Origin of the sequence: Phytopseudomonas straminea (assembly GCF_900112645.1) — a bacterium.
Classification (GTDB): domain Bacteria; phylum Pseudomonadota; class Gammaproteobacteria; order Pseudomonadales; family Pseudomonadaceae; genus Aquipseudomonas; species Aquipseudomonas straminea.
Genome location: NZ_FOMO01000004.1, coordinates 121,187 through 137,203, shown reverse-complemented (window position 1 = coordinate 137,203; position 16,017 = coordinate 121,187). Strand labels below are relative to the sequence as shown.

The following is a 16,017-nucleotide window of genomic DNA, read 5'->3' as shown; positions in this document are numbered from 1 at the left end:
GCAGAGCGGGCGTGAATGGCGCACAGGGTAACGATTGGCGGGGGAACTGCAAGCCGATCCGAATGCGGGGTGTTTCACCCGCGTTCGGATCGGGCCGTATTCAGTGGCGCATGTTGGCGGCCTGAATGGCGGTCAGGGCGATGGTGAAGACGATATCGTCGACCAGCGCGCCGCGCGACAGGTCGTTCACCGGCTTGCGCAGGCCCTGCAGCATGGGGCCGACGCTGATGCAGTCAGCGCTGCGCTGCACCGCCTTGTAGGTGGTGTTGCCGGTGTTCAGATCCGGGAAGATGAACACCGTGGCGCGACCAGCCACCGGGCTGTTGGGCGCCTTTTGCCGGCCGACGCTTTCGATGGCCGCGGCGTCGTACTGCAGCGGGCCGTCGACCAGGAGCTCCGGGTTGGCTTCGCGCGCCAGGCGTGTGGCCTCGCGAACCTTTTCCACCTCCTCGCCACTGCCCGAATCACCGGTAGAATAGCTGAGCATGGCTACCCGCGGCGGAATGCCGAATGCCTGGGCGGAGCTGGCGCTCTGCAGGGCGATTTCCGCCAGTTGCTCGGCGTTGGGGTCCGGGTTGACGGCGCAGTCGCCATACACCAGCACCTGGTCCGGCAGCAGCATGAAGAACACCGACGACACCAGGTTGTAGCCCGGCGCGGTCTTGATCAGCTGCAGCGCCGGGCGGATGGTGTTGGCGGTGGTGTGCACGGCGCCGGATACCAGGCCGTCGACTTCATCCAGGGCCAGCATCATGGTGCCCAGCACCACCGTGTCCTCGAGCTGAGCGCTGGCCATCGGTGCGTTGAGACCCTTGCCCTTGCGCAGCTCGACCATCGGCTCGACGTAGCGCTCGCGAATCAGGTCCGGATCGAGAATTTCAAGGCCTGGTGGCAGTTCGATGCCTTGCGCCTGGGCCACGCTGCGCACCTCCTCGGGCTTGGCCAGCAGCACGCAGCGGGCGATGCCGCGGGCCTGGCAGATCGCCGCGGCTTGCACGGTACGTGGCTCGGCGCCTTCGGGCAGAACGATGCGTTTGTTGGCGGCCTTGGCCTGCTGAACCAGCTGGTAACGGAACGCCGGCGGCGACAGGCGCAGCTCCCGTGGGTTGCCGCAGCGGGCGGCCAGCCAGTCGTGATCCAGGTGGCTGGCGACGAAGTCGGCGACCTTCTCGGCGCGCTCCTTGTCGTCGACCGGGATTTCCTTGTTCAGGCGATTGAGGTTGGTGGCCGTGTCGTAGGAGCCGGTGCTCACCGTCATCACCGGCAGGCCGCTCTGCAGGGCGCCGCGGCACAGCTCCATGATGCGCGGGTCGGGGGCGAAGTCGCTGCACAGCAGCAGGCCGGCCAGCGGCATGCCGTTCATGGCGGCCAGGCTGGCGGCCAGAATGATGTCGTCGCGGTCACCCGGCGTGACCACCAGGGTGCCGGGCTTGAGCAACTGCACGGTGTTGGCCACGGCGCGGGCGCACAGCACGATTTTCAGCATGCGCCGCTGCTCGTAGTCGCCGGCATTGAGGATGCGCGCGCCGAGCAGTTCGGCGATGTCGCGAGTGCGCGGTGCATTCAGCTCGTCGAGCCAGGGGATGCAGCCCAGCAGGCGGAATTCCGGGTGGCGCAGCAGCGAGGACTGTTCGCGCAGGCGCGCGGTGAAGGCCTCCAGGCCGTCGTCGCTGCGGATCTTGTTGAGGATCACGCCGAGCACCTTGGGATCTTTCGGGCCGCCGAATTGCTGGGCCTGGATTTCCACGCGGTCGCACAGCTCGCCAAGGCTTTCCTGCTCCTGAGCCGAGACGAGGATCACGTCGGCGTCCAGGCTCTTGGCCAGGTGGAAGTTGACCCGCGCTGCATAGCTGGCCTGGCGCGTCGGCACCATGCCTTCGACGATCACCACGTCCTTGTCCTTGGCGGCCTCCTGGTAGAGGCTGATGATTTCTTCCAGCAGTTCGTCCAGGTCGCCGTCGCCGAGGCGTCGTTCGACATGGGCGAGTGCCAGCGGTTTGGGCGAGTGCAGGCCGTGGGTGCGCGCTACCAGTTCGCTGGAGCGCTCGGGGCCAGCGTCACCCTGGTGCGGCTGGGCGATGGGCTTGAAGAAACCGACCTTGAGGCCGGCGCGTTCCAGCGCACCGACCAGGCCCAGGCTGATGGAGGTGAGGCCGACGCCGAAGCCGGTCGGCGAAATGAAAAAGGTGTGCATGGGGTTCTCCGAAATCAGTCGAGCAGCGCCAGGGTGTCGAGGGCGATCTGCCGCTCCTCGTTGGTGGGCACCACCAGCACCCGCGTATGGTCCGCCGCGTGGATCGGCCCGCTGACGCCGCGCAGGCAGCGGGCGTTGGCCGCTTCGTAGAGCTTGAGGCCGAGCAGGCTCAGGTGCGCCACCGTCTTGCTGCGGATCAGCGGTGAGTTCTCGCCGATGCCCCCGGTGAAGATCAGGCCGTCCAGGCGCGGCAGGGCGCAGCTCATGGCCGCCAGGGATTTTGCCAGGCGATAGCAGAATACTTCGATGGCCAGGGTGGCACCGGCATGACCTTCCTCACGCGCCTGCTCGAGGCTGCGCATATCGTTGGAAAGCCCCGACAGGCCCAGCAGGCCGCTGTCGTGATTGAGCATGCGATCGATCTGCTCCAGGCTCCAGCCCAGGGTGCGCGAGAGGTGGCTGTGCAGATTGGGGTCGACGTCGCCGCTGCGCGTGCCCATCACCAGGCCTTCGAGTGGCGTCAGGCCCATGCTGGTGTCGCGGCTTTGACCATTGACCACCGCACAGGTCGAGCAGCCATTGCCCAGGTGGGCGACCAGCCAGGCGCTGTCGCTCGCCGGCAGACCGGTGAGTTCGGCCGCGCGGGCACTGACGAAGCGGTGGCTGGTGCCGTGGAAGCCATAGCGGCGTACGCCGTGATCACGATACAGCTGCTCCGGCACCGCGTAGCGGAAGGCGTGCTCGGGCAGGCTCTGATGGAAGGCCGTGTCGAACACCGCCACCTGGGGCAGCTCGGGGTACAGCGCCAGGGCCGCCTCGATGCCCAGCAGGCCCGCCGGATTGTGCAGCGGCGCCAGGGGCGCGACGGCGCGGATCGCGGCGATCACCGCGTCGTCAAGACGTTGGGCGCTGGTGAAGTGTTCACCGCCGTGTACCACCCGGTGGCCAATGCCGTGCAGTTGGCCGCCAGTGGCCTCCTGCACGCGCTGCAACAGGTGGGCCAGTGCGGCGCGATGGTCATCGCCGGGAATGGCTTGGCTGTGTTTGACGCCGCCCAGTTGCCAATGCAGCAACGCATCGGCGTTGCCGAGCCGCTCCGCCAGGCCGCTGATGGCGAACGCCTGCTGATCGGGGTCGACCAGGGCGAACTTGATGGAAGAGCTACCGCAGTTGATCACCAGAATATTGCGTGCGGGCATTCAGAAGTCCTTAGCATCCAGAAGCATTGGAACTGATGTTGCGACACACCAGCCACAGGTGAAGTTCGTGCCGATTCTCGCCTGACGCTGCGCGGCGTCGAGCACCCAGGCTCGATTTTGCCAGGGCGGTTGATGGCGCAAGTGTTGAGTATGGCCGCAGGATAGGACAGCCACCCAATAGCCGTCATGATCTTGCTCAAAACCGACCACGACGACCGCGGATGCGGCCCGCCCGTCTGGGCTTGGGTCGCTTTCGCCACCGCCGTTGGTTACACTTACACGTTCATTTTCCTCGAGCAAAAGGTTCGCCCCATGCAGATCGCCGCCAACAAGGCCGTTTCCATCGACTATACCCTGACCAACGATGCCGGTGAGGTGATCGATAGTTCCGCTGGCGGCGCGCCGCTGGTTTACCTGCACGGTGCCGGCAACATCATCGTCGGTCTCGAGAAGGCCCTGGTCGGCAAGCAGGCCGGTGACGAAGTCAAGGTTGCCGTCGAGCCGGAAGAAGCCTACGGCGAATACAGCGCCGAACTGGTTGCCACCCTGAACCGCTCGATGTTCGAAGGCGTCGACGAGCTGGAAGTCGGCATGCAGTTCCACGCCTCCGGCCCGGACGGCGGCATGCAGATCGTCACCATCCGCGAGCTGGAAGGCGATGACGTGATCGTCGACGGCAACCACCCGCTGGCCGGCCAGCGCCTGAATTTCGCGGTCAAGGTCGTCAACGTGCGCGACGCCAGCCAGGAAGAAATCGCCCATGGTCACATCCATGGCGAAGGTGGTCATCACCACTGATCCGTATGTCGGCAGCGAATCGGTCGCTGCTGGCAGATGGTCATGAGTGACTGCTAAGCTGCAGTCATGAAAAGGCGCCTTTTCAGGCGCCTTTTTAGTTTTATCTTCACTGCCTCGCTTTACCCGGAGCACCCATCATGAGCGCCTTCCACGACCTGACACTGCACGCATTAGACGGCCAGGAGCTGCCGCTGGCTCCGCTCAAGGGCAAGGTGGTGCTGGTGGTCAATGTCGCCTCCAAATGCGGCCTCACGCCGCAATATGCCGGTCTCGAACGCTTGCAGCAGACCTACGCCGCCCAAGGGTTCAGCGTGCTGGGCGTGCCCTGCAACCAGTTCGCCGGGCAGGAGCCGGATGACGAGGCGGCCATCGCCCAGTTCTGCAGCCTGAACTACGGCGTGACCTTTCCGCTGAGCAGCAAACTGGAGGTCAACGGCAGCGGTCGTCATCCGCTGTATCGCTTGCTGGCCGGTGAGGGCGCGGAGTTTCCCGGCGACATCACCTGGAATTTCGAGAAGTTTCTGGTGGGCCAGGATGGCCGTGTGCTCGCGCGTTTCTCGCCGCGCACCGCGCCGGATGATCCGGCGCTGATCCAGGCCATCGAGAAGGCCCTGGCCTGACTCTCGGGCCGCGGCCTGCGGCCCGTCATCTTCCCGGTCTCAATTCGCGCGTTTGCTCTCGATCGCCAGGGTTGGCTTGCGGCCAGCCTTAGGCACGCTGCTATCCAGCTGCGCGGTGTACAGGTGCTGTTCGAACTGTTCGACGATACTCGACCAGCCTTGTCTGGCCGCGTGCTGACGGGCGTTGAGGCGCACCCGACGCAGGTTCTCGCCGTTCTCCAGTAGCCAGCCGGCCGCGTCGATGAAAGTGCGTTCATCATCGACGCTGGCCAGCATGCCGTTGTGGCCATCCTCGACATGCTGGGCAGCGGCGGCCTGATCGAAGGCGACCACGCCAAGCCCCGAGGCCATGGCTTCGAGCAGCACGTTGCCAAAGGTTTCCGAGAGGCTCGGAAACAGAAAGATGTCGCCGCTGGCGTAATGCTGCGCCAGCGCCTCGCCGCGTTGGATGCCGCAGAACAGCGCATCCGGCAGCTGCTTGTGCAGGCTTTCACGCAGTGGCCCGTCACCGACCACCACCAGTCGCAGGCGCTTGCCGGCAGATTGGCGCTGCAACGCCTGGAAGGTGGTGACCAGCAGATCCAGGTTCTTCTCGGCGGCCAGCCGGCCGACATGCAGCACGGCGATGTCCTGCTCGCCCAGGCCCCAGGTGCGGCGCAGTTCATCGCTGCGTCGCGCCGGGTTGAACAGCCAGGCATCCACGCCGCGGGCGAGCAGTTCCAGGCGCTCGAAGCCGCGACGTTGCAGCTCGCAGCGCTGGCTGAGGCTGGGCACCAGGGTCATGCGTGAGGCGTTGTGAAACCAGCGCAGGTAATTGGTCAGCAGGCGGGTTAAAAGGGTGATGCCGTAATGCCCGGTATACTGCTGGAAGTTGGTGTGAAAGCCGCTGATCACCGGTATCTGTAGACGCCGCGCGGCACGTAGAGCTGAAAGGCCCAACGGCCCTTCGGTGGCGATATACAGCACATCAGGGCGCTGGCGTCGCCACAGGCGCAGCAGCTTGTGGCGCGCCGACTGCCCCCACTGCAGGCCGCGGTAGCCGGGCAGCGGCCAGCCGCGGGTCAGCAGCAGGTCGTCGTCATTGGCAGCGGGGGCGTCCTGGTGTTGGCGTGGGCGGATCAACTGCAGGCGATGGCCGCGGGCACGCAGGCCTTTGACCAGATGGCTAAGGGTATTGGCTACGCCGTTGATTTCCGGGCTGTAGGTCTCGCTGACCAGGGCGATGAATAGCGGGGGAGTGCTCATGACAGCAGTCTGTGCTGCTGTCATGTAGCGTTTGTGACATCAGCGTGGCGTTTGCGTGACAGCGACCGTTCCTGAACTCACCCCACCTTCGCGCACCCAGAAGAGGGTCGCGCCCGCCACCGCAGCCGGCATCATCAGGATGTTGACGAAGGGCACCAGCAGCGCAGCGTAGGTGATGCCGCCAAAACCCAGGGACTGCCAGCGCTTCTCGCGCAGCCAGGCGAGCATGTCCTGCCAGCTGACCTTGTTGTTGTCGGCGGGGTAGTCGATGTACTGGATGGCCATCATCCACACGCCGAACAGCAGCCACAGCGGCGCCGCGACCAGGTTGACCACCGGAATGAACGACAGGATCAAGAGGCCCAGGGCCCGTGGCAGGAAATACGCCAGCTTGCGCCCCTCGCGGCCCAGGGTACGCGGCACCATGGCGATCAGCTCGCCCCAGCTGAACGGCGGGAAGTTGTCCTGGCCGCGCACCACCACCTCGACCTTCTCGGCGAGAAAGCCGTTGAAGGGCGCCGCGACGATATTGGCCACCATGGTGAAGGTGAAGAACACCATGAGAATGACCAGCACCACGAACAGGGGCCAGAGGAGGTACTGCAGAAAGCTCAGCCAGCTCGGCAGCGACGGCATGAATGTATCCACCCAGCCGCTGAACTGCTGCACGGCAAAGCCGATCATCAGGCTGAACAGGATCAGGTTGATCGCCAGCGGCAACAGCACGAACAGCCGCAGGCCGGGGCTCATGACCAGCTTCAGGCCTTCGCCCAGGTATTGCGGGCCGGACAGCACGGGAGCGCGCATCAGGGTTGTCTCCAACAAGTGATCGTGGCGCGACCTTACCCATTTTGTGGCGTGGGTGAAAGCCGGGCAGGGCGATAGCGCGCGGCTATCCCGGAGATTGGCAAAGCACATTTCCATGGCGCAGGGCGCGCGGTCTAGTCTGCTCGCGTCCCTTGTTCAGCCGCCGATGTCCGACCGCTTGCGGCCGGTGGCGGCTTTTTTTGCAGCACTGCGCTGTGAGGAGTCTCTGATGTCGAGTACCCGACACGCCCGCGTCATCATTCTCGGTTCCGGCCCGGCTGGCTATAGCGCGGCGGTCTACGCCGCGCGGGCCAATCTCAAGCCGCTGCTGATCACCGGCCTGCAGGCCGGCGGGCAACTGACCACCACCACTGAAGTGGACAACTGGCCAGGCGACGCCCATGGCCTGACCGGTCCGGAGCTGATGCAGCGCATGCAGGCCCACGCCGAGCGCTTCGAGACGGAGATCGTCTTCGACCATATCCAGGCCGTGGACCTGGCCGCGCGTCCCTTCACCCTGGTAGGCGACAGTATTTCCTACACCTGCGATGCGCTGATCATCGCTACCGGGGCCAGTGCCCGCTATTTGGGCTTGCCGAGTGAGACTGCCTTCATGGGCAAGGGCGTCTCGGCGTGCGCCACCTGTGACGGCTTCTTCTACCGCAACCGTGAAGTGGCGGTGGTCGGTGGCGGCAATACCGCAGTTGAAGAGGCGCTTTATCTGGCCAACATCGCCAGCCGCGTGACCCTGATTCACCGCCGTGGCGCGTTCCGCGCCGAGAAGATCCTGCAGAACAAGCTGCAGGCGCGGGTGGCCGAAGGGCGTATCGTGCTGGCGCTGAATGCCGAGGTGGACGAGGTACTGGGCGACGACTCGGGCGTTACCGGCGTACGCATTCGCGAGCAGGATGGCGGTACACGCGATCTGGCCGTGGATGGCCTGTTCGTGGCCATCGGCCATACGCCCAATACCGCGTTGTTCGAAGGGCAACTGGCGCTCAAGGACGGTTATCTGCAGGTCAATGGTGGGCGTGATGGCAATGCCACGGCGACCACCATGCGGGGTGTGTTCGCTGCTGGCGATGTGGCCGACAGCGTTTACCGCCAAGCCATCACCTCGGCAGGTGCCGGTTGCATGGCGGCGCTGGATGTGGAGCGTTTTCTCGACGGGCTGTAAATGTCCGGTGCGAGTCGCGCAACGAAAAATGCCCGTATCCATGGATACGGGCATTTTTTCATGTCTCGCCGCTGGTGACCGGTTTACAGATCGAAATCGTACTCGGCCAGCTGCTTGTGCAGGCGTCGCTCCTCGAGGAAATTGTCGATGATGCGTCGCTTAGTGAGGTTGGTTTTCGCCACTTCCACCGGGGCTTCGCTGCTGTCCGTTTCGTCGCTGACGAAGTCGTCGTCCAGTTCCAGGTCTTCTTTGCCGTTGCTCATGCGCTTCACTCCCGGCTACAGGGGCCATTTGCCGACCTTATAAGGGCAAACGTGAAGGGAGTAAAAAAGATTTTTTCAATCAACTCATATCAGAAAGCTATGAAGCATCAATCGTCCGACGTCTTCTGCTTGTATTCGCACAGGTCTTCGATACGGCAGCTGCCACAGCGCGGCTTGCGCGCCTGGCACACGTAGCGGCCATGCAGGATCAGCCAGTGGTGGGCGTCGAGCAGATAATCCCTGGGCACGAACTTGAGCAGCTTCTTCTCGACCTCCACGACGTTCTTGCCAGGGGCGATGCCGGTGCGGTTGCTGACCCGGAAAATGTGCGTATCCACGGCCATGGCCAGTTGGCGAAAGGCGGTGTTGAGCACCACGTTGGCGGTCTTGCGACCGACGCCGGGCAGGGCTTCAAGGTCCTCGCGATTGTCCGGCACCTGGCTGCCGTGTTTTTCGATAAGAATGCGGCAGGCCTCGATGACGTTCTTGGCCTTGCTGTTGTACAGGCCGATGGTCTTGATGTATTCGCTCAGCCCTTCTACACCCAGGGCGTAGATGGCCTCTGGCGTATTGGCCACCGGAAACAGCTTGGCCGTGGCCTTGTTGACGCTGACGTCGGTAGCCTGAGCCGATAGCGTTACCGCCACCAGCAGCTCGAAGGGCGTGCTGTAGGCCAGCTCGGTCTTGGGCTCGGGGTTGTCTTCGTGCAGGCGGCGGAAGATTTCAAGGCGTTTGGTGGCGTTCATGGTCGGGCATCAGGTCTGTCGTGGCGCTCTAACTGGCGCTGTTGTGCGCCTGCAGGCGGCGTTCTGCCTCTGCCAGGCGCGCTTGGGCATCGCGTATCTTGGTGCTGTCAGCCGGCTCACTGCGCTGCAATTTGCTGAGTTCGGCGCGAGCGTAGGCCAGGTCGGTCTTCAACTGGCGCAGCGGTGCGCCGAGCCCAGCCTTGTCGACCAGCACACGGGCAGGTGCGGGCTTGCCGCAGCGTTCTTCAGCCAGGTGCAGAGCCTCCTGGGCAGCGGCATAGGCACTGCGCAATGGCGCCAAGGCCTGTTCGTCGAGGCCTCGGCGCTCGGCGGCCTTCAGGGCCATGCGGTGGCCGGCCAGGTCGATCTTGGCTTGTTTGAGCGCCTGCTCGCCTGGGCTTGGCGCGTCCTGTGCGGGCGTCGCCTGCAGCTCGGCGAGGCGCTGCTGATCGCGCTCGGCAGCCTGTTGCAGCGCCGCGAGTTGCTGGCGCTGGTCATCACTGGGCGAGTCACCAAAGGCCTTTTGGGCTTTCTGCCACCGGGCGCGGCTCATGGCGGCATCGATCTTCGCCTGCTTCAGCGAGGGCGTAGCGGCCGATTGTTGGACGGGCGTTTCCACCTGTGCGGGGCGTACCGGGCGAGCCGCGCGACGGCGGGCATCGTTGCGTGCCAGGCGGGCCTGGCGATGCTGGTGACGAGCGCGGAACTGGTCAGCATGGGCGCGTTGTACCTCGGCTTCGGCTGGCGCCAGGGTGATCAGGTCGATGCAGTCCACCGGACAGGGGGCGATGCACAGCTCGCAGCCCGTGCATTCGTCGCCGATCACCGTGTGCATCAGCTTGGCGGCGCCGACGATGGCGTCCACCGGGCAGGCCTGGATGCATTTGGTACAGCCGATGCACTCGGCCTCGCGAATCACCGCCACCTGGGCCGGCGTGGCAGGCAAGGCCAGCGGCAGCTCGGGCACCTGCAACAGGTCGGCGAGGGCATGGATGGTCGCCATGCCGCCGGGTGGGCACTTGTTGATCGCCTCACCCGCAGCGATGCCTTCAGCGTAGGGCAGGCAGCCGGGGTGCCCGCACTTGCCGCATTGCGTTTGTGGCAGCAGGGCGTCGATGGCAGCGATCCGCTGCGCATTGCTCATGGGCGCACCCAGGCTCGACGGCATAGGCGCGAGCCATGACGGTACGAACAGGCGATGTGGGGAAAGTCGATCATCGGCGGAGCAGGTCTGGTGCAAGCGTGAGCCGGCCATTATCCGGCATGCGCCGCGCCCGGTACAGGGCACGGCGACGGGTCAGGCTTTGCGAACGCGGCTGGCCTTGCGCCACAGCCAGCGGACCAGCAGGGCGAGCGGGAACAGGATGATGACGAAGGGAATGCCGTAGCCGAGCAGGCGGATGGCTTCGGTGGCGCCCTCGGTGGCGTTGTCGAGCATGCCGCTGGCGGCAGCACCGATACGCGCCAGGCGCCCGACCGGCTCGCCGTCGGTGCTGAAACTCAGGGTCAGCAGATTGGTGGTCAATCGCCGTTGTTGCTGCGCCGATTGCTGGGCGTTGCCGGCCAGTTGCACTTCCACATCGGCCAACTCGCGGGCCAGGGCGAGCATGTCGCTGACACTCAGATCGGTGCGGGCCTGGTACTGCAGTAGCGTCTTGCGCTGGCGTTCCAGGCGCTGGCGTTGCTGCTCGGTATCGCTGACCGCCTGGGCGAGGTCTTCGGCGCGCGTATGCCGACTTTGCAACTCACCGCCGTCGCCCGCAAAGCCGACCATGGGCTCGACGCCGGCTGGGACGATGCGCACGGTAATGCTGGCGGCCTGGTAAGCGCCCTGGCTCTGCTCGATGCCCAGCAGATCACACTGGCCGAAGCGCTGGCTGCTGCACGCTTCACGCACGGCAGCCAGGCGCGGCTCGACCTGCTCGACCGGCAGGCGGATACCGACGCTGTGTTCGTAGGCGAGAAAGGCGCCTTGCTGTGCCGTTTCGCCAAGCAGCGCAGCGCCGGCCGGTGCGCGACCGTCACCAGACGGCGAGCAGCCGACCAGGGCCAGCAGGGCTAGAGCGGTGGTCAGAAAGCGGGATTTAGAGAAAAGCATCCCTGCACCTCGGAAACAGTTCGCGATCTTTCGCGCATGGCTTTCCAGCGCGTATGTTCGCCAGCAAAGGGACGATAGCGGACATCGACCTGCTTTCGTGGGAGCGCGCCATGCGCGCGAAATCGCGGGCGTGAACTAGGCGTCCCCACCCGTTCCCACAATTGGCCGCCAAACGGCCGCTTATCACTTGATTACCAGCTCCCGGCTCTGGGTGATGAGAGCCGGGGGTAGGCGATGATTATTTACTTGACCCGCTGGCCCGGCTTGGCGCCGCTGTCCGGGCTGAGCAGGTAGATTTCCTCGCCGCCAGGGCCGGCAGCCAGCACCATGCCTTCGGAGACGCCGAACTTCATCTTGCGCGCGGCCAGGTTGGCCACGTACAGGGTCAGGCGGCCTTCGAGCTTGCTCGGGTCCGGGTAGGCGCTCTTGATGCCGGAAAACACGTTGCGCTTCTCGTCACCAATATCCAGGGTCAGGCGCAGCAGCTTGTCGGCGCCTTCGACGAACTCGCATTTCTCGATCAGCGCGATTCGCAGGTCGACGGCGGCAAAGGCGTCGAAGGTGATTTCAGCGGCCAGCGGGTCCTTCTTCAGCTCGCCATTACCTTTGGGGGCTTCGGCGGCAGCCAGGTCTTCCTTGGACGCTTCGACCATGGCCTCGACCTTGGCCGGCTCGATGCGCGCGAGCAGTGGGGTGAAGGGGTTGAGCGGGTGATCGGCCAGTGGCGTGGCCAGGTCGGCCCAGGTCAGCGGTGCGACGTTGAGGAACGCTTCGGCATCGCGCGCCAGGTTCGGCAGCACCGGCTTGAGGAAGATCACCAGCTGGCGGAACAGGTTGACGCCCAGGGCGCAGATCGCCTGCACCTCGTCGGCCTTGCTGTCCTGCTTGGCCAGCGACCAGGGCGCCTTGTCGGCAATCCAGGCGTTGGCGCGGTCGGCCAGGGCCATGATCTCGCGCATGGCGCGGGCGAAGTCGCGGCTCTCGTAGGCTTCGGCGATGCCTGGCGCGGCGCTCTGGAAAGCGTTCCACAGCTCCGGCTCTGGATTGGCAGCGACCAGCACGCCGGCGTTGCCCTTGTGGATGAAGCCGGCGCAGCGGCTGGCGATGTTGACAACCTTGCCGACCAGGTCCGAGTTGACCTTCTGGATGAAGTCCTCGAGGTTCAGGTCTAGGTCATCGACGCCGCGGCCCAGCTTGGCAGCGTAGTAGTAACGCAGGTATTCGGGATTCAGATGATCCAGATAGGTGCGCGCCTTGATGAAGGTGCCGCGTGACTTGGACATCTTCTGGCCATTGACCGTCAGGTAGCCATGTACGTTGATGGCGGTCGGCTTGCGGTAGCCGGCGCCTTCGAGCATGGCTGGCCAGAACAGGGCGTGGAAGTTGACGATGTCCTTGCCGATGAAGTGATACACCTCGGCCTTGGAATCCTTGTTCCAGAACGCGTCGAAGTCCAGCTCCGGCCGGCGTGCGCAGAGGTTCTTGAAGCTGGCCATGTAGCCGATCGGGGCATCCAGCCAGACGTAGAAATACTTGCCCGGCTCGTCGGGAATCTCGAAACCGAAGTAGGGCGCATCACGGCTGATGTCCCACTCGTGCAGACCACCGTCCAGCCACTCGGCGAGCTTGTTGGCCACCGACTCCTGCAGGGTGCCGCTGCGCGTCCACTGCTGGAGCATGTCCTGGAATTGCGGCAGCTTGAAGAAGAAGTGCTTGGAGTCCTTGAGCACCGGCACCGCGCCGGAAATCGCCGAGCGCGGGTCTTTCAGTTCGGTGGGCTCGTAGGTGGCGCCGCATTTCTCGCAGTTGTCGCCGTACTGATCCGGCGTCGCGCATTTCGGGCAGGTGCCCTTGATGAAACGGTCGGCCAGGAACATGCCCTTTTCCGGGTCGAAATACTGGGTCACCGAGCGCGTGGCGATGTGGCCATTGTCGCGCAGCGCCTTGTATATCGACTCCGACAGTTCGCGGTTTTCCGGCGAGTGGGTGGAATGGAAATTGTCGAAGTCCACCAGGAAGTCGGCGAAGTCGCTGCTGTGCTCGGCCTTGACGCCGTCGATCAGCTGCTCCGGGGTGATGCCTTCCTTTTCCGCACGCAGCATGATCGCCGAGCCGTGGGCGTCGTCGGCGCACACGTAGATGGCCTGGTTGCCGCGCAGCTTCTGGAAACGCACCCACATGTCGGTCTGAATGTACTCGAGCATATGGCCGAGGTGGATCGAACCGTTGGCATAGGGAAGGGCGCTGGTAACGAGAATCTGGCGAGCTTGGGACATTGTCAGGCAGTCATCGGTTGGAAGGTGGTCGGTCACTATAAAGTAAGCGGGCGCGTTCCGGCCAGCGGGCAAATTTCACGGTGATGGGCTTGAATTTACGGGCATGGGCGGGTTCCAACAGGTACTTCCCGCCGCACCTCAGGAGATGACCTCATGCGTGCAATCCTACGTCCGCTCGCCTGCGCCACGGCGCTGGCTGTGCTGGTTGGCTGCGCCTCCAGCAACCCCTATGACAATGCCGGTGGCGGGGCGCCTAGCAGCAGCGGGCATCGTACCGCCACCTACGGCGGCCTAGCGGCTCTGGCAGGTGCGGCGGTCGGTGCGGCGATCAGCCATAACGACCGGGGCAAGGGCGCGGCCATCGGCGCCGTGCTGGCCGGCGCAGCCGGTGCCGGCTACGGCTACTACGCCGATCGCCAGGAAGCCGAGCTGCGCCGCAGCATGGAAGGCACTGGCGTGGAAGTGCAGCGCCAGGGCGATGACATTAAGCTGATCATGCCGGGCAATATCACCTTCGCCACAGACTCGGCGGAGATCGCCCCGAGCTTCTATGCGCCGCTGAACAACCTGGCCACGTCGTTCAAGCAGTTCCAGAACAACAGCATCGAGATCGTCGGCTACACCGACAGCACGGGCTCGCGTGAGCACAACATGGCGCTGTCACAGCGTCGTGCGCAGAGCGTGACGAGCTATCTCACTGCCCAGGGCATCGATGGCTCGCGCCTGTCCAGTCGCGGCGCCGGTCCGGACAATCCGATTGCCGACAATGGTTCCGCCGAAGGCCGCGCGCAGAACCGCCGCGTCGAGGTCAACCTCAAGCCGCTACCGGGCCAGCCCGTGCAGTGAGTCCCGCAGGCTGGCGGCCTGCCGGTTGCCAGCCTGCATCGCGCGTGCGGCTCGGGTAGGATAGGCGTCTTTTCTGCCATCTCCGGAGCCAAGCATGAGCGCTGATATCCGCGCTGCGGTCGAAGCCGTATTGCGTAAGTACACCGACCCCCATCTCGACCAGGATCCGCTCAGCGCCGGCTGCGTGCGTGGCATCGACGTGCAGGACGGGCAGGTCAGCGTGCAGCTCGAACTGGGTTACGCCGCAGCGCAATTCAAGCAGGGCTGGGCGCAGATGCTGCAGCTGGCCATCGAGAACATCGAAGGCGTGCGTAGCGCTCGCGTCGAGGTGAGCTGCGTGATCGCCGCTCACAAGGCGCCGGCCCAGGTGCCGGCGCTGGCCAACGTCAAGAACGTGATCGCCGTGGCGTCCGGCAAGGGTGGCGTGGGCAAGTCCACCACTGCGGCCAACCTGGCGTTGGCGTTGGCCCGCGAAGGCGCGCGGGTGGGCATTCTCGATGCCGATATCTACGGCCCCAGCCAGGGCATCATGTTCGGTATCGCCGAAGGCACGCGGCCCCAGGTGCGCGAACAGAAATGGTTCGTGCCGTTGGAAGCCCACGGCGTACAGGTGATGTCGATGGCCTTTCTGACCGACGACAATACCCCGGTGGTGTGGCGCGGCCCGATGGTTTCCGGAGCGCTGATCCAGTTGGTTACCCAGACGGCCTGGAATGATCTCGATTACCTGATCATCGATATGCCGCCGGGCACCGGTGACATTCACCTGACCCTGGCCCAGAAGGTGCCGGTGGCGGGCGCGGTGATCGTCACCACGCCGCAGGATCTGGCGCTGCTCGATGCCAAGAAGGGCGTGGAGATGTTCCGCAAGGTGAACATTCCCGTGCTTGGTGTAGTGGAGAACATGGCCGTGCACATCTGCTCGAACTGCGGCCATGCCGAGCACCTGTTCGGCGAGGGCGGCGGCGAGAAGCTGGCGGCACAATTCGGTGTCGATCTGCTGGCTTCGATGCCCTTGTCGATGGCCATCCGCCTGCAGGCTGATGGTGGCAAACCGACCGCCATCGCCGACCCGGAAAGTCAGATCGCCATGCTCTACCAGCAGATCGCCCGCATGGTCGGTGCGCGCATCGACACCAGCGCCAACAGCGCGCAGGGCATGCCGAACATCGTCATCGCCGACGATTGATCGCCATCGCAGGCGCGCTACGGTGCACCTGTCGCATGAAATGCAGACATAAAAAAACCCCGCCTAGGCGGGGTTCTTTTGCAGAAAGCGCAGGTTAGATAACCTGAACTTCCTCAGCTTGCATGCCTTTCTGACCACGGGTGGCCACGAAGGAAACTTGCTGGCCTTCTTTCAGGCTCTTGAAGCCATCGCTCTGGATAGCTTTGAAGTGTACGAACAGGTCGTCACCGGATTGCGGGGTGATGAAGCCGTAGCCTTTTTCATCGTTGAACCACTTAACGGTGCCAGTCTGACGATTGGACATGTGATGTCTCCTAAGAACTAAATAATTAACAGCCCTGGATAGAACCAGGCCGGGACTGAGTGCAACGAGTACTAGGAGTCGGACGATGTTTGGATCGAAATCTAGGCATCATGTAGCGATTCGCGGTGACACATGCAGCACAGTGGGATCACCATACCCGCTTTTTTCGCGAAGTGCGAATGGTCTGTCAGTCTTTCTGCGATTTACTTGCATTGGCGCCTGCGCAAGGGCGTCGCCGCGGGCCGTCGACAGGCT

At 64.3% G+C, this 16,017-nt stretch carries 16 protein-coding genes; 5 read left to right on the top strand and 11 right to left on the bottom strand.

All coding sequences use genetic code 11. From position 1 onward, the window contains the following. Nucleotides 1-100: 100 nt before the first annotated feature. The 3 genes from pta to BM279_RS23715 are packed head-to-tail and all read right to left on the bottom strand — an operon-like array spanning nucleotide 101 to nucleotide 3,567. Nucleotides 101-2,194 (bottom strand): phosphate acetyltransferase, encoded by a 2,094-nt coding sequence (gene pta / locus BM279_RS11150; RefSeq protein WP_093503721.1) that lies wholly within the window; start codon nucleotides 2,192-2,194, stop codon nucleotides 101-103. 14 nt (nucleotides 2,195-2,208) lie between these two features. Beyond that, nucleotides 2,209-3,393: an acetate kinase gene (locus tag BM279_RS11145; RefSeq protein ID WP_093503719.1), complete on the bottom strand. Its 1,185-nt coding sequence runs from the start codon at nucleotides 3,391-3,393 to the stop codon at nucleotides 2,209-2,211. Next, entirely contained in the window at nucleotides 3,394-3,567 is a 174-nt protein-coding gene (locus BM279_RS23715; RefSeq protein WP_341864800.1) for a DUF3565 domain-containing protein, read from the bottom strand. A gap of 138 nt (nucleotides 3,568-3,705) precedes the next feature. On the opposite strand from BM279_RS23715, the gene BM279_RS11135 reads away from it, so the two are divergent. Continuing rightward, nucleotides 3,706-4,191: an FKBP-type peptidyl-prolyl cis-trans isomerase gene (locus BM279_RS11135; RefSeq protein ID WP_070887949.1), complete on the top strand. Its 486-nt coding sequence runs from the start codon at nucleotides 3,706-3,708 to the stop codon at nucleotides 4,189-4,191. Nucleotides 4,192-4,328: 137 nt separating this feature from the next. Continuing rightward, complete coding sequence (locus tag BM279_RS11130; RefSeq protein ID WP_013792459.1) at nucleotides 4,329-4,811, top strand: glutathione peroxidase; 483 nt, start codon at nucleotides 4,329-4,331, stop codon at nucleotides 4,809-4,811. Between the two features lie 39 nt (nucleotides 4,812-4,850). On the opposite strand, the gene BM279_RS11125 is transcribed toward BM279_RS11130, so the two are convergent. Together BM279_RS11125 and cysZ are read right to left on the bottom strand one after the other, a co-directional pair. Further along, entirely contained in the window at nucleotides 4,851-6,056 is a 1,206-nt protein-coding gene (locus BM279_RS11125) for a glycosyltransferase family 4 protein (RefSeq protein WP_093503715.1), read from the bottom strand. A gap of 39 nt (nucleotides 6,057-6,095) precedes the next feature. After that, nucleotides 6,096-6,863, bottom strand: a complete 768-nt coding sequence (cysZ, locus tag BM279_RS11120; protein ID WP_093503713.1) for a sulfate transporter CysZ — start codon at nucleotides 6,861-6,863, stop codon at nucleotides 6,096-6,098. A 229-nt stretch (nucleotides 6,864-7,092) separates the two neighbouring features. On the opposite strand from cysZ, the gene trxB reads away from it, so the two are divergent. After that, entirely contained in the window at nucleotides 7,093-8,040 is a 948-nt protein-coding gene (gene trxB, locus BM279_RS11115; protein ID WP_425272679.1) for a thioredoxin-disulfide reductase, read from the top strand. Between the two features lie 83 nt (nucleotides 8,041-8,123). Here the strand turns inward: trxB and BM279_RS11110 are convergent, their stop codons facing one another. The 5 genes from BM279_RS11110 to metG all read right to left on the bottom strand — a co-directional run bounded on the left by BM279_RS11110 (nucleotide 8,124) and on the right by metG (nucleotide 13,423). Continuing rightward, nucleotides 8,124-8,303 (bottom strand): PA3496 family putative envelope integrity protein, encoded by a 180-nt coding sequence (locus BM279_RS11110; RefSeq protein ID WP_013792455.1) that lies wholly within the window; start codon nucleotides 8,301-8,303, stop codon nucleotides 8,124-8,126. 107 nt (nucleotides 8,304-8,410) lie between these two features. After that, nucleotides 8,411-9,049, bottom strand: a complete 639-nt coding sequence (nth, locus tag BM279_RS11105; protein WP_093503711.1) for an endonuclease III — start codon at nucleotides 9,047-9,049, stop codon at nucleotides 8,411-8,413. 28 nt (nucleotides 9,050-9,077) lie between these two features. After that, nucleotides 9,078-10,193: an RnfABCDGE type electron transport complex subunit B gene (locus BM279_RS23675; RefSeq protein ID WP_093504262.1), complete on the bottom strand. Its 1,116-nt coding sequence runs from the start codon at nucleotides 10,191-10,193 to the stop codon at nucleotides 9,078-9,080. 153 nt (nucleotides 10,194-10,346) lie between these two features. Next, complete coding sequence (locus BM279_RS11095) at nucleotides 10,347-11,147, bottom strand: DUF4349 domain-containing protein (RefSeq protein ID WP_093503709.1); 801 nt, start codon at nucleotides 11,145-11,147, stop codon at nucleotides 10,347-10,349. 242 nt (nucleotides 11,148-11,389) lie between these two features. Next, the gene (gene metG, locus BM279_RS11090; RefSeq protein ID WP_093503707.1) at nucleotides 11,390-13,423 is read right to left on the bottom strand and encodes a methionine--tRNA ligase; all 2,034 of its coding nucleotides are present in this window, start codon (nucleotides 13,421-13,423) and stop codon (nucleotides 11,390-11,392) included. A gap of 153 nt (nucleotides 13,424-13,576) precedes the next feature. Here metG and BM279_RS11085 point away from each other — a divergent pair, with 153 nt between their 5' ends. Continuing rightward, nucleotides 13,577-14,269 carry a YiaD family glycine zipper/OmpA-like lipoprotein gene (locus BM279_RS11085; RefSeq protein WP_093503705.1) on the top strand — a complete coding sequence of 231 codons (693 nt, stop codon included), beginning with the start codon at nucleotides 13,577-13,579 and terminating at the stop codon, nucleotides 14,267-14,269. 94 nt (nucleotides 14,270-14,363) lie between these two features. Beyond that, the gene (gene apbC, locus BM279_RS11080) at nucleotides 14,364-15,458 is read left to right on the top strand and encodes an iron-sulfur cluster carrier protein ApbC (protein WP_093503703.1); all 1,095 of its coding nucleotides are present in this window, start codon (nucleotides 14,364-14,366) and stop codon (nucleotides 15,456-15,458) included. A 94-nt stretch (nucleotides 15,459-15,552) separates the two neighbouring features. Here apbC and BM279_RS11075 read toward each other — a convergent pair whose 3' ends face one another. Then, the gene (locus BM279_RS11075; RefSeq protein ID WP_003245585.1) at nucleotides 15,553-15,762 is read right to left on the bottom strand and encodes a cold-shock protein; all 210 of its coding nucleotides are present in this window, start codon (nucleotides 15,760-15,762) and stop codon (nucleotides 15,553-15,555) included. Between the last annotated feature and the right edge of the window lie 255 nt (nucleotides 15,763-16,017).